At 45.2% G+C, this 13868-nt stretch carries 10 protein-coding genes and 1 riboswitch; of the genes, 7 read left to right on the forward strand and 3 right to left on the reverse strand.

The features are described from left to right. Positions 1 to 65 precede the first annotated feature (65 nt). A complete protein-coding gene (gene shc, locus AC4PM4_RS02510) occupies positions 66 to 1961 on the reverse strand; it encodes a squalene--hopene cyclase (protein ID WP_491612657.1) in 1896 nt (631 codons plus the stop codon). A gap of 353 nt (positions 1962 to 2314) precedes the next feature. Between shc and AC4PM4_RS02515 the strand changes: the two genes are divergently transcribed. Continuing rightward, on the forward strand, positions 2315 to 3826 hold the full coding sequence (locus AC4PM4_RS02515) for a glycoside hydrolase family 30 protein (RefSeq protein ID WP_072732756.1): 1512 nt from the start codon (positions 2315 to 2317) through the stop codon (positions 3824 to 3826). A gap of 228 nt (positions 3827 to 4054) precedes the next feature. Continuing rightward, positions 4055 to 8122: an S-layer homology domain-containing protein gene (locus AC4PM4_RS02520; RefSeq protein WP_491612658.1), complete on the forward strand. Its 4068-nt coding sequence runs from the start codon at positions 4055 to 4057 to the stop codon at positions 8120 to 8122. A gap of 120 nt (positions 8123 to 8242) precedes the next feature. Here the strand turns inward: AC4PM4_RS02520 and AC4PM4_RS02525 are convergent, their stop codons facing one another. Further along, the gene (locus AC4PM4_RS02525) at positions 8243 to 8701 is read right to left on the reverse strand and encodes an OsmC family protein (protein ID WP_063565136.1); all 459 of its coding nucleotides are present in this window, start codon (positions 8699 to 8701) and stop codon (positions 8243 to 8245) included. Between the two features lie 181 nt (positions 8702 to 8882). Further along, entirely contained in the window at positions 8883 to 9800 is a 918-nt protein-coding gene (locus AC4PM4_RS02530; RefSeq protein ID WP_063565135.1) for an AraC family transcriptional regulator, read from the reverse strand. A gap of 244 nt (positions 9801 to 10044) precedes the next feature. On the opposite strand from AC4PM4_RS02530, the gene AC4PM4_RS02535 reads away from it, so the two are divergent. The 5 genes from AC4PM4_RS02535 (at position 10045) to AC4PM4_RS02555 (ending at position 13824) form a co-directional block, all read left to right on the forward strand. After that, the gene (locus AC4PM4_RS02535; RefSeq protein WP_274566851.1) at positions 10045 to 10632 is read left to right on the forward strand and encodes an NAD(P)H-binding protein; all 588 of its coding nucleotides are present in this window, start codon (positions 10045 to 10047) and stop codon (positions 10630 to 10632) included. A 91-nt stretch (positions 10633 to 10723) separates the two neighbouring features. Next, positions 10724 to 11710, forward strand: a complete 987-nt coding sequence (locus AC4PM4_RS02540) for an aldo/keto reductase (RefSeq protein ID WP_170867787.1) — start codon at positions 10724 to 10726, stop codon at positions 11708 to 11710. A gap of 178 nt (positions 11711 to 11888) precedes the next feature. Continuing rightward, a complete protein-coding gene (locus AC4PM4_RS02545; RefSeq protein ID WP_400344640.1) occupies positions 11889 to 12866 on the forward strand; it encodes an aldo/keto reductase in 978 nt (325 codons plus the stop codon). A gap of 108 nt (positions 12867 to 12974) precedes the next feature. Continuing rightward, a riboswitch (guanidine-I (ykkC/yxkD leader) is annotated at positions 12975 to 13075 on the forward strand. Positions 13076 to 13171: 96 nt separating this feature from the next. After that, positions 13172 to 13513 carry a DMT family transporter gene (locus tag AC4PM4_RS02550; RefSeq protein WP_063565132.1) on the forward strand — a complete coding sequence of 114 codons (342 nt, stop codon included), beginning with the start codon at positions 13172 to 13174 and terminating at the stop codon, positions 13511 to 13513. After that, complete coding sequence (locus tag AC4PM4_RS02555; RefSeq protein ID WP_064638568.1) at positions 13510 to 13824, forward strand: DMT family transporter; 315 nt, start codon at positions 13510 to 13512, stop codon at positions 13822 to 13824. The genes AC4PM4_RS02550 and AC4PM4_RS02555 overlap by 4 nt, the downstream gene beginning before the upstream one ends. Positions 13825 to 13868: the final 44 nt, after the last annotated feature.

The raw sequence follows: 13868 nt of genomic DNA on the forward strand, positions 1-13868 counted from the left end.
GAGTAGGTATGGATGAACATTGATCCGGATCTGAAATATTGAAAAATAGCCGCGCAAGTAAGTTTTTAAGATGCCCCATATTTGCTTCTGTAGTGACTTAATGTGACAAGAGGCCAAATATATGTATAGCTGTGATAATGGGAATAAAAATTCCCGGGCAGACCAGCTCCTGTTGGATAAGTGGTTCTCCAATCGTTCTCATGTATTGATGCAATAAGCCTTAGAATGCCTTTATTTATTTCGGGTGTGGGTTGGGGTTGGACTGCAATTAGTGCGTCAAGTGCCCAAGCGGTCTGAGAAGGGGTGCTTTCCCCTAATGGCACATAGTGCAGGAGTCGGTCACTCTGGCAGGATTCTCCCCAGCCACCGTCAGAGTTCTGGATGCTTAAGAGCCATTTGGCTCCTTTTTGCACGGTATCATGGCTTGCAGGTAGCCCAACTGCCGTAAGACCGGTTAAAGCTGCCCAGGTACCATAGATATAACATACGCCCCATCTTCCGTACCATGAGCCATCTTTCTCCTGGTTTCGAATGAGCCATTTCGTTCCACGATTGATCCATTCATGCTTGGTATCAAGCCCGGCAAAGTTTCCGAGGTACTCCAAGGTTCGTCCCGTTAGGTCAGCCTCTGAAGGGTCTGTAGCCGCAGATTTGGCACCATCGATGGCGAGCCAGGTGAGCATCTCCTTGTTCGTATTTTTTTCGAATGCCGGCCAGCCGCCGTCTTTATTTTGCATGGACAGGACCCAATTCAGCCCACGATTCCAGGATTCCTGAAACGTTGGAAGAGTAGTGGATAAGCTTCGAATAGCCCGTAAAGCTGCTGTTGTATCATCCACGTCTGGATTGATTGTATTCGACTCCGAAAATCCCCATCCTCCAGGGACGGTATTCGGATTATGGATGCTCCAGTCGGCTCTTTTATCTTGCTGACGGGAGAGCAAATAGGAGGCCGCGAGTTGAATAGCCTTATGGTCATCGGTAAGAGAAGCCTCCTGCAATGCGTAGGTGATTAAGGCCGTATCCCATATGGTAGAGGGGGAGTTTTGAATTGTTGTTTGACCTCCTGAAGAACGGCACTGCATTGCCGTGAGTCCGGTTATGGCTTTCGTAATCAGGGGATGCTGCTTATCGTATTTTAGGGCCAATAGGGCAAAGATCATGAGAATTGTACTGCTGGCGTAGCTGTACAATGTGCCATCAGACTCAATCCGCTCTATTATGAACTGTTCTGCCTTTTTTCGTGCAGTGTCGTGGATGTGGCGAGGGTTACCGATCAGTCGGCTGCTTCCGCTTAGAATGTCGTCCTGCATTTCCTGATATCCCGGAGTCGTTAGCTCATCTCCAACATTTCGTGAGTCAGTCAGATCAGATAGATCGGGCGCATGGGGTGGTGTAAGGGCGAAGCGCAAGTCGGCCATAATGAGCATGGGAGTGAGGTGAACTCTGGAATAACCGGAAAATTCAAAATAGTTGATGGGAAAATAGGTAGGGAACATCAGTATTTCCAGGGGGATCATAGAGATGGATAAAGGCCATTTCATTTGTCCGGTAGCGGCAAGAATGGCTTTGGTCAAAATGCTGCTAACTTTTCCAATACCTCCTTTGGACTGAATATACTGTTTGGCCCGCTGGATTGGCTCGTCCGTACTCTGGCTGTACCCGGAGTATAGCAGGGCGTAGTACGCTTCAACCGATGCGGATAAATTTCCATCCTCTTCATCGGCGTACAATTTCCAGCATCCATCCTGTTGCTGTTCGTTAAGGATACGATCATGCAACTCCCGGATCAGCGCTTCATTCGGGACTTCCAATATCCGAAAGAGAATGATGACATAAGCATCAATTACCGTACCGTTCTCAAAACAGAAATGCCAGGAACCATCTTGTTGCTGCTGTTGAAGCAAGGAAGTCATGATCCGATTTATTTCCTCATCAATTGCGCTCAGTACATGGCTCATTCCAGGGATACCTCCAGAGGACGTCATTTTTGTATTATATGATGGCAATCAGGGGGAAATGAGGAGCAGAATGAGCGTAGAATCCAGTCCATTTCAGGATTTTCTACAATTTTATATAAAAAAATAAAATTTAGTGTTGAAATTTTTTCCAATAAAGTGTATAAATATCTTTGTTAACGCTTACAAGATTTTGATCTACATCTTTTTCCGATACCCTTCAAAAAGGAGGTGAAAGTACTACGACATGCAATAACTGAAAAAAGGACTTTATGATTTTTAAAATGAAATCGATTTCATTTTGAGTATTTGATATTCGGCAGTCCAAATTATCATAAATCAAAGGAGATATGTTTATGAAGATATGGAAAAAGAGTGCGTTAGTGTTGCTGTCCACTTTTCTGGTAACGGCGGGTTCATATGGTTCATATATGCCCAAGACTGCGCATGCAGCGGGTGAACAGGTGGAGGTATGGATTTCAACTTCAGACCCTAATTCTGAACCAGCAGTGGGGCTTAGAACAGATGCGAGACTCACCAAGATTGCATCAAAAAACTTCAGCAGCAACTCAGGCAATGCGGATGTTACCATTACGGTCAACGAAAACCAAACGTATCAGCAGATGGATGGTTTTGGGGTGTCATTAACGGATGCGTCCGCATGGCTCATGAACTACAAGCTGGATAATAATAAGCGCGCGGAAGTGATGGAGAGGCTGTTTGGCAACACAGGCATTGGACTTAGCTTATTGAGACAGCCGATCGGAAGCTCCGATTTTGCTTGGGCCGCCTATACCTATGCCGATACGGCAAATGATACTTCACTCAGCCAATTCACGATCGACCGGGACAAGGCTTACATACTGCCCATGGTCAAAGCGGCAATCGCCAAGAATCCCAATATCAAAGTAATGGGTTCCCCATGGAGTGCGCCTGCCTGGATGAAATATTCCAACAATCTGAACGGCGGCAAACTGAAAGCAGAACACTACGGAACATATGCGAATTATTTCAAAAAGTACATTGAAGCCTACCAGGCTGAAGGGGTACCCATCTATGCTGTTACGTTGCAAAACGAGCCAATGTACGAGCCATCCCATTATCCTTCCATGGGTATGAATGTAGAGGATCAGACGGGCTTTATCGGCGATTATCTTGGACCAACACTCCGCAATGCCGGAATCAACACCAAGATTATTGCATTCGACCATAACTTTCTGAACTGGACCTTCCCGAACCAGGTCATTACGAATCTGAAGAACGCAGGCAAGGGTAGTTACGTATCCGGGAGCGCATTCCACCATTATGACAGTGGGGACGGATCAACAATGACCTCCATGCATAACAGTCACCCGGACAAGGAAGTTTGGTTCACGGAGGGTGGTTTCGGGAACTGGAATGATCCGCAGAATGGTACCTCATCTGGTTTCGATAATATGATGAATGAGTTCATTAATATTACGAGAAACTGGTCCAAATCGATCATTCTCTGGAATGCTGCCCTGGATCAAAAAGACGGTCCAGCATTGCTATCACCGAACAACACGAACAAAGGCATGATTACAATCCGCAACTCGGACAACCGTAATGACGCACCTGAGAATAATGTCACATATCACAAACAATATTATTTGCTGGGTCACTTTAGTAAATTTGTAGTACCCAATGCATACCGCATTGACAGCAACACCGGATCTGAAGTCAAAAATGTGGCTTTCCGCAATCCGGACGGTTCCAAAGTGGTAGTTGCCTACAACTCTTCCAGCTCGTCGAAAAATGTGAAGATCCAATGGGGCAGCCAAAGCTTCGTTGTCACTATTCCAGGCAAGTCCGCTATGACGTATAAATGGAATGGAAATGTTTCTTAAGGGGTAGCAGGAATTCAGATTCCCGCATCCAACAAGCTAGGGGCCGCGAGCAGTCGCGGCTCTTTTATTTGCTTTTATTTAAAGATCATCCACGGTATACATTTGTTGTGGTTTTTACATATTCAAGGATTTTACAATTTTAATATTATGAATTTTTAGTTTAACTGTCCTCTTACATTGGGTTGATATACTAGCCTGAGCTTTTATATGGGAGAGGGGTTAGACAACTTGAAAGACATCAATCAACGCTGGGTAGCGACGATCCTTGTGGCAGTAATGGTTATCCAATCATTCTGGACATTTGCAGGAATCGGACATGCTGCAGCATCAGAAAACCTTAATACCAGCAATTTAGCGAAAAACGTGGTGATCAGCCATTTTTATGGAGGCAAAAAAGACGACGTACTCGACGTGTACGGCAACGACTTTGTAGAACTATATAATCCGACAGCAGAACCTGTTTCGCTGAACGACTGGTCTATACAATTTGCTGATAACCAAAAGAATAACTGGAAAGTAGCTCAGCTAGGGACAATGACTGCCCAGATTCCGGCATTTGGTTATTATCTGATTGCGCTTGGCAGCAATGGTAATGTCGGGGAGCAGCTTCCACAGCCGGATGCGATTGAAGCTTCATTTAAACTAGATAACAACAATGGAAAGCTGGTTTTGTTGAATACGACACAACTGTTGACGGCCAATGATCCGATGGCTGACGCTTTACAGCAACATGTGGTTGATTTTGTTGGATATAATGCAGATGCTTATTGGGGAAGTCCGGCTCCACAAGCTGGCAAACAAAACACCATGCAACGATTGGTGTTCGATCCGCTAAATCCGGAGAAATCCACTAAAGAAGCTGCGTTTCCGAATCGCGGAAACAACTGGGACACTCGGAATAACGGAAATGACTTTGAGAAGGTCAAAGGGGCGAAGGCTCGCAATTCAAGCACAACTTCCGCCTATGTCATTCTGGAAAGTAATCAAAGGTTAGAAATGCAATCGGCTTCGAGCGTAGATCCTGTACATAACAAGATTGTGTTGAATGCATTTGGAGGCTTGGTTAAGCAGGGACCATGGTCATCCGACGACTTCAGTGTGCTCGGCCTCCCGGCAGGATTCACTGCTGAAGCCAATGCGAACGGAGATCAGATCGAAGTGACCATAACTGGAGACGATACCGGGAATGTGGTTTCAGACAGCCTTCTGACATTTGAGATTCACCCTGGTGCGTGGGATCAAGTACACAGACCAACCTCATCCTTAACGGTGTATCAAGGAAACAACACCGTAACTTTGGCTCAATTCACACCATCCAATAAGATTGTAGCAACATTGGACTCCTCATCGTCCAACATTCGTATGAACAGCGCGAAGGACTTAAATACCACGATCCAACTCAATCTTAGCGCCGGCGTTCCCGTGGATGGGGTATTGGACTCGAATGCTTACAGTGTGACGGGCCTTCCTGAGGGAGACTGGAGTATCCAGGCTGAGGGCCGAAGCAGTGATCGTACAATTACGCTATCCATTTCGGGTACATCCACTTCTGCTGTCATGAACTCCGTCATGTTGAATGTGACGTTAATGGCTGAGGCTGTGCAGGATCCGGACTGCCTGGCTTCGGAAGTGATCAGCGTCCCCCTGCTTCGGTACAGTCAACCACTTCTTGCTGATGAGAATCGCAAACATGTCGTTGAAAACAGCATCATAGCGGACAATACAGGTTTTAATGACCCTGCCACCAAAGAATATAAATATGGAAGTGACGCCATGGGAGCGAATGAATATACATTCCTGCGTGGTACACATTCCTTATTCAAGGCTGATCTGGCAGCGGGTCTTATTCCTTCACCGAATTCGGTCATTCCAGGCTGGAATGAGAAGGACATCCTTACGTACACGCAAGGCGATGCCCATATTCAGAATGTGGGAACTTTTAACGACAGTACTAATCAAATGGTGTTCAGCTTGAACGATGTGGATTCTTCCGGCATCGGCAGCTTTTATGATGATCTGATTCGCTTTGTTACAAGTATTTATGTAGTCAAATACGAAAAAGACAGCTCTGCGATTACCAATCTGCAGGACGCCGATTTCCGGGACGTATCTCGTACTTTTCTAGATACCTATAAGGATACTCTGATGAAGATTAATAGCGAGATAAGCCCCAAAAACACTAAGTTGACCAAAAGCAATGTAACTCCATATACGAAAGAGGTCATGGACAAAGTCTCCAAAGTGTCTTATGAGGAAGCATTGCAAAAGTTGCTCGGGAAGCGGGCACTTGATGGAAAATTAAACATTGCCGGCAACTCCGATAAGTTTGAAGCCGCTACAGATGCGGAGAAATCTTCCCTGCAAGACGCTTGGGAAGCATACAAATTGCAAGTCAGAAGCAATTTCCTCAATCTGAGCGATGATGAATTCGATGCCTATTTTAAGATAAAGGATATTGTACGCCGTATTCATCAGGGAATTGGCAGCATTGGGGTTGAACGCTACAATGTGTTAATCGAAGGAGCAAGTGAGGCCAATACGGATGATATTCTGCTCGACGTGAAAGAGCAGACCCGGGACGCCAATTTATCGAAAGATGCTTATCTTAAAACTTCAGTTGATCCCGATTCTTATCTGGGTGTACTCGAAGCAATGAATCGCTCGTATCTGATCAAGGAAGTCTCACCTTTTAAAGGGGATTACACGGATAAGCCGTTTAAGAACAAGCAAGAGCTGGAGCAGTATTTGGTCGATGCAGCCAAGGCTTACGCTTATGCAAGCTCGCGCTTGGACAAGGTATCCGATGAGTTGAACTACCGTTTTGAGGAACGTTTTGTAACAAATATCGTACCCATCTGGGATGATTTGCAGAACTTTATTCTTAATGCAGCGGAGGATTACTCCCACCAGGTCGCAGCAGATTTTGCGCTTGTAAAGGAAGATATGCGAACCGGGAAGCTGATTGACGTTTCCACATTGGATGATTTATCTGTTGATCAAGGCGCTTTGACTCCAGCATTCAATCCTGCAATCACGGCGTATACTCTGAATGTTGAACAAGCAACAGACTCCATCAGTATTACGGCGAAGGCTACGGATAGCCAAGCTACTTTGTCTGCTAAAGGTGAACCCTATGCAAACGGAATAAATCAATCTTTCGGGTTGTCTGTTGGGAAAAATGTAATTCCAATTACGGTGCAAGCACGTAATGGATCAAGCAAGACTTACAGTATAACTGTCGTCAGAGCCGGAGATTCCACCTCGGTTCCACCAATGTCTTCGACTCCTTCAACTCCAACTGGAGGAACGAATGGTGATCAAACGGGTACCAATGCCAACAGTGGAACGATTAGTGTGAATGGTGGATCGTTGAGCTTGGGCAGGGTCAAAATCAATGTGCCAGCCGGAGCGATGGAGAGCAGCATCGTCATTTCCGTAAATATAGTAAGCCAAACGTTGAATCTGTTTACCGATTCCACATTGAAACTGCTCGGAGATGTCTATGAGATTACTGCAAGCAAGAGCGGGAATTTCAGCAAACCGGTAACTGTCACCTTGCCATTCGACAAGAACAAGGTGGACTTTGACAAATCAATAGTGGGATTGTATTGGTTCAACGAGCAGGCCCAAAAGTGGGTTTCACTCGATAATATGAAAGTGGATCAAATGAATGGAACGGTATCGGGAACCATTAATCATTTTACCAAGTTTGCTGTTCTGGTATCCGATAAGATCGTAACGCAAGCTCCGGAAGGAACCAAGAATTTCACGGATCTCGTAGGACATTGGGCTTCCGGCAGTATTATGGATTTGGTTGAACTCGGTGTGATCCAGGGTTATCCGGATAACAGTTTCAGACCGGATAAAAAAATTACCAGAGCCGAATTTGTTACTCTTATCATTAAGGCTTTACATCTGCAAGGCTTTGCTGACAAAGGATTTGCGGATACTACGACGCATTGGGCGCAAGACGCAATTTCCACTGCGGCAGGTCTGGGCATTGTAAATGGATATAGTGATGACACCTTTGGTCCAGATGAATTGGTGACCCGTGAGCAAATGGCGACAATGGTCGTTCGTGCAGCGCAGATCGCTGATTCAGACAGTAATATCAGCTTCTCCGACGGCGCTGAAATATCCGGTTGGGCACGTTCAGCACTTGCTGCCGCCATTACTAATGGGCTTGTTAACGGTTATCCAGACGGAACATTGAAGCCAAAAGGGAATACAACTCGCGCAGAAGCCGCTGGACTCATCGAAAGAACTATTCAATTGACAAAACAATTCACAAAATAAATCCAAGATTTTAAAAAGGCTGCTCTCCAGCAAGTTTAACTTGCTGGGAAGCAGCCTTTCTGTATTGTTTGTATGTTTTTGTATTGCTTATATCTTTTTGTACCTGGTTCATTCGTTTTGTTACAATGATATCCCATTTTCGATAATGACGCGATTGAGCTTGGTATTCACCGGATTGGAAATCGTATCACCCACAGGACATTTACTTTCTAGAAATTGTACAAATGATTCAACTTTTTCTTCAGATGAGCTGGTTTTGATATAAAACGTGTATCGGATATCGGAATAACCGGGGCGTACATCAGATCGGTTAAAAAATCCGTCAAGATCCAGTTCACCTTCAACTTCAACTCTGAAATCATCAAGGACGACATCGAATTTGGATGCATAGACCCGGGCCACAATGGATTGACATGCGCCAAGGGAGGCAAGTAAAGCTTCTACAGGATTCATTCCTGTATCCGTACCACCGAGGTTTGTTGGCTCATCGATGATCAGTTCGAATTGTCTTGCTTTGGTGATTACTTTAACCCCATCTTGTAGGTGTGCAGTAGCTTTGAAAGTCTGAACATTAGCCATCCGATACCTCTCCTTTATAAAACATTGTATGTAACTTGGTTTAGTATGGATTATAGTTCCATGAATCACAAGTTGTCAATATAAGGATGGGAATAGAATTAGATATTCACTCTTTAAATTAAAAAATGGATAGCCTAATGCTATCCATTTCCCTAACATTTCAACTTCTCAGCCGGTGTACTTATTCACTCATAACATGATCATATTTTTCCTTCAAACGTTTGATATCTGCTCTCGGCGGCGCGCCGAACATGCGGGAGTACTCCCGGCTGAATTGCGACGCACTCTCGTAACCAACCCGGAATGCTACATCCGCAGCATCAGCTGACTCAGCCATAAGGAGACGACGTGCTTCCTGAAGCCTCAGCTGCTTCTGAAACTGAAGTGGGCTCATGGCGGTAATTTCTTTGAAATGTCGATGGAACGAGGACACACTCATATTGGCTGTCTCCGCAAGATCTTCGATTCGAAAAGGCTGCTCCCAATGTCGAACAATATGCTCAATGGCTTCCCGAATCCGGTAGCTACTGCTGCCTTCCACTGCAATCTGGGCCAGTTCAGCTCCATAAGGTCCCTGCAAAAGCCGGTACAGGATCTCCCGCGTATAGAGTGGGGCAAGGAACGGGATTTCTCCTGGTGTATCCAGCAGCCGAACCAATCGAAGTACAGCATCTTGAATGGAGGGCTCCATCTGTCCAACAAATAGGGCGCGTCTGGCGTTTTCTTTAGACGTGACCTTAATATTACATTCATTCAGTACTTCAAGAATCTGGTTCTGTGTAAACTCAAGCTTCAGACTCAGGTAAGGCATATCAGTGGATGCTTTTATAATCTGACCAATCACTGGAAGGTTCATGGAAGCAATTAGATAATTGGATGGTCCGTATTCGAATCTTTCCTGTGCCAGCAAGATTTCTTTCAAGCCTTGAACGATCACACAAAAGGAAGGCTTGTAAACCCTGTAAGCAGGCTCACTTATGCTGGAATGCTGATAGACATACAGGGAAGGGATTACCGTTTCCTTAGAGCTGTTATGAATGGAATGGCGCTTGATTAGTTCGGTGAGTTCCTGTTTCTGCTGCACTGCGTTATCGGACATACATATCCTCCTTGCAAGTTGTTCTTGCTTAATTATAAGACTTAACGACCTTAGACAAAAGTGGGACTGAGAGGATCAGGCAATCAATTAAGACAAATGATATACCGCTTCGCTCCTTCAGTTCGGCATAATAATATTATGCTCGCAGAATCAAGCAAGGGGACGCAAAAAGGCAATCAGCCAGCAAACCTGTAGTACTTCTACGAAAGCAGAAAATTTATCCTGAACAAAAGGAGGTATGGGAATGAGTCATGTATTAGTTTTGGGTGCCAACGGTCAAATCGCCCGCGAAGCGATAGACTTGTTTCTCAAGGAAACCGATGTCAGGCTAACACTCTATTTGCGGAAATCCAGCAGGCTTGGAAATATCGATTCGAATCGTGCGCGTGTGATCGACGGTGACGTGATGGATCAAGTCAAATTGAAAGACGCCATGAATGGCGTGGACGTTGTCTATGTCAATCTTGCAGGTGATCTGGAACAGTACGCCAGAACCATCGTGGAAACGATGAAATCTGCAGGAGTGAAACGACTAATTTTTATCAGTTCTATGGGGATCTACGATGAATTGCCTGGACAGAAGTACAGCAGTATATTGGACCCTTATCGTAAAGCAGCTTCCATTGTTGAAGCTTCAGATCTAGATTATACAGTCTTACGGCCAGCGTGGTTTACCAGATCAAACGAGATTGATTATGAAATAACCCAGAAAGGCGAGCCTTTCAAAGGAAGCGAAGTATCCTGCAAAAGCGTGGCCGCTCTGGTGGTTAAGCTGGCAGAGTCACCAGAACTGGAAATACGACGCAGTCTTGGTGTGAGTAAACCCCATTAATTCAGTGTACTCCTAAATGGAGATAATAAATTCATGTACATTAGTTCACATTCACATTCACATCATTTGAATGAAGAAAGGAAGTTATATGATGCAAAAACGAACACTGGGAAATAGCGGGTTAGAAGTTTCGGCAATTGGGCTTGGTTGTATGGGAATGAGCTACGGGTATGGTCCGGCTTCGGACAAAACGGAGATGATCGCGGTCATACGGGAAGCTGTTGAACGCGGTGTAACTTTCTTTGATACCGCCGAAGTCTATGGTCCATATATCAATGAAGAACTCGTCGGCGAAGCACTTTCCCCTGTACGTGATCAGGTTGTCATAGCGACAAAGTTCGGATTTGACATTCAAGGTGGCAAACAGAGCGGGATGAATAGCCGTCCTGAGCAGATCAGGAAAGTTGCTGAAGAGTCTCTTAAACGACTTAAGATCGAGGCAATTGATTTGTTTTACCAGCACCGTGTTGATCCGGATGTGCCGATTGAAGAGGTTGCCGGAGCCGTGCAGGATCTGATTCGAGAAGGTAAAGTGAAGCATTGGGGGTTATCGGAAGCTGGCGTGAACACGATTCGACGTGCGCATACCGTTCAGCCAGTCGCTGCTGTTCAGAGCGAATATTCCTTATGGTGGAGACGTCCGGAAGAAGAACTGATTCCAGCGCTTGAGGAGCTCGGTATTGGGTTTGTCCCTTTTAGTCCTTTGGGTAAAGGATATCTCACGGGAAGTTTTAATGCAAAAACAACGTTTGATCAGGGGGATTTGCGTAATATTCTGCCACGCTTCACGCCCGAGGCGCTCGAGGCCAATCAAGTGCTGGTTGATCTGTTGAAAGAGAAGGCGGAGAAGATGCAAGCTACCCCTGCGCAAATCGCACTTGCTTGGTTGCTGGCCCAAAAACCATGGATTGTACCGATCCCGGGAACGCGCAAGTCAAGTCGTCTCAAAGAAAATATGGGTGCGGCGGACATTGAACTTACACCCGAAGATGTACAGAGCATTAATGAAGCAGCTTCAAAAATCACCCTGATGGGTTCTAGATATACGGAAGAATTGGAGAGAAGAACGGGTCTTTGATCCATTTTAGTATGCCAGAAAGATGGGTGGAAAGGTTAAGTAAACGCTTATCTAACCAAGTGAAACAAATTGTAATCGAGAGATTGGAGTCCCAGATCAAATGGGAAGAGAATCCGATTTTCAAAGAATTGTATCTCAGTTATTGGATAAAATTAACTTCATAAAGGAGTGTTTGATTATGGAATATGTAAAACTGGGTCGTACCGGACTGGACGTTTCGAGATTATGTCTTGGTTGCATGAGTTATGGAGTCCCTGAACGCGGAATCGCTCCATGGTCGTTGAATGAGGAAGAGAGTCGTCCTTTTATCCAAAAAGCGCTGGACTTGGGTATTAACTTCTTTGATACAGCCAACGTCTATTCGGATGGTACAAGCGAAGAAATCGTGGGTCGTGCGTTGAAGGATTTTGCTCGTCGTGATGAGGTTGTTATTGCAACAAAGGTTTACTTCCGCATGAAGCCGGGGCCAAATGGTGCAGGTTTGTCGAGAAAAGCCATTATGAATGAGATTGATAACAGCTTGAAGCGCCTAGGCACCGATTATGTGGATCTGTATCAGATCCATCGATGGGACAGCAGTACTCCAATAGAAGAAACGATGGAGGCCCTTCATGATGTTGTTAAGGCGGGGAAAGTCCGTTATATAGGAGCTTCTTCAATGTACGCCTGGCAGTTTATGAAGGCTCAGCATACGGCGGAACGCAACGGCTGGACCCCATTTGTCTCCATGCAGAATCTATTGAATCTGATGTATCGGGAAGAAGAGCGGGAAATGCTGCCTCTCTGTCGTGAAGAGGGAGTGGGTGTAATTCCATGGAGTCCTCTTGCCAAAGGGCGTCTTACTCGGGATTGGGATGAGAAAACAGCCCGTTCATCGAACGACGAAGCAGGAGACCGACTTGCTGCGGGAATGGTTGATGCCGATCGTAAAATAGTGGAGACTGTCGCTGATATTGCGAACAAACGAGGTGTTTCCAGAGCAACCGTTGCACTGGCATGGGTATTGCAAAAAGAAGGTGTCACCGCACCAATTGTTGGTGCAACAAAAGAACATCATCTGGAGGATGCCGTAACAGCCTTGTCCGTGAAGCTAGATGCGCAGGAGATTGCAAGCTTGGAGGAATACTACGTACCACACAAAATATACGGCATGTAAGTTCCCTCTATCCCAGTAACGGAAAAAGGTTATCCTACTTAAATTACAATGTGCCAAAGGGTTGCCAATCAAAAAGAATTGTGTATAATTGGAGTCACATCAAAATACTCAAATGTTTTCTAGGGTTCCGCGACAGTTATGTCGGTCTGGTCCGAGAGAAAACTCACAGCCTATTGGTTGTGTCACGGAGGGACAAAAGCCTGGGAGATGAACTGCTTAATGCAGTTTGTTTCCCGGGCTTTTTTATTTTGGCTTCATGTAACTAATAATACACGTAGCAAAATTTGATAAGGAGTGTGACAGAAATGAACAAAACATGGTTGTCCGTCGTTATTGCAGCTTTATTTGAGGTCGGTTGGGTCATTGGATTGAAACATGCCAGTGGTTTTCTGGAGTGGGGGGCTACACTGATCGCGATTATTGTCAGTTTCACCTTGATGATTGCGGCTTCCCGCTCACTTGATGTAGGGACTGTATATGCGGTATTCGTTGGACTGGGTACAGCAGGGACTGTACTGGCAGAGATTATATTGTTTGATGCGGCGATTCAATCCGGGAAAATGCTGCTCATTGGGGTTCTTTTACTGGGCGTAATCGGTCTTAAAATGCTTAGCAAAGGAAAAACAAAGGAGGTACATGAATCATGAATTGGGTATTTCTTATTTTGGCAGGTGTCTTTGAAATGATTGGCGTTTTGATGATTAATAAATTGCACAAAGATCGTAACCTGATGTCAATCATACTGTTGGTTGCAGGTTTTGGACTAAGCTTCCTGTTCCTATCACTTGCGATGAAGACTCTTCCGATGGGAACGGCATACGCCGTATGGACGGGAATCGGCGCTTCCGGGGGAGCTATTCTCGGCATGATATTTTATGGGGAACCTCGAAATGCGTTAAGAATTCTGTTTATTGCCATGGTGCTTGGATCAGCAGTAGGGTTGAAACTGGTAAGTTAATAGATTGATGTTTCATCGTTTGTTCAGAGCTAATGTATGTTCAA

The organism is Paenibacillus sp. MDV22-iso6, from assembly GCF_058408365.1.

Coding starts and splice junctions, on each gene's coding strand:
- shc (WP_491612657.1), bottom strand. CDS start 1,961: ATGAGCCATGTACTGAGCGCAATTGATGAGGAAATAAATCGGATCATG.
- AC4PM4_RS02515 (WP_072732756.1), top strand. CDS start 2,315: ATGAAGATATGGAAAAAGAGTGCGTTAGTGTTGCTGTCCACTTTTCTG.
- AC4PM4_RS02525 (WP_063565136.1), bottom strand. CDS start 8,701: ATGGCTAATGTTCAGACTTTCAAAGCTACTGCACACCTACAAGATGGG.
- AC4PM4_RS02530 (WP_063565135.1), bottom strand. CDS start 9,800: ATGTCCGATAACGCAGTGCAGCAGAAACAGGAACTCACCGAACTAATC.
- AC4PM4_RS02535 (WP_274566851.1), top strand. CDS start 10,045: ATGAGTCATGTATTAGTTTTGGGTGCCAACGGTCAAATCGCCCGCGAA.
- AC4PM4_RS02540 (WP_170867787.1), top strand. CDS start 10,724: ATGCAAAAACGAACACTGGGAAATAGCGGGTTAGAAGTTTCGGCAATT.
- AC4PM4_RS02545 (WP_400344640.1), top strand. CDS start 11,889: ATGGAATATGTAAAACTGGGTCGTACCGGACTGGACGTTTCGAGATTA.
- AC4PM4_RS02550 (WP_063565132.1), top strand. CDS start 13,172: ATGAACAAAACATGGTTGTCCGTCGTTATTGCAGCTTTATTTGAGGTC.
- AC4PM4_RS02555 (WP_064638568.1), top strand. CDS start 13,510: ATGAATTGGGTATTTCTTATTTTGGCAGGTGTCTTTGAAATGATTGGC.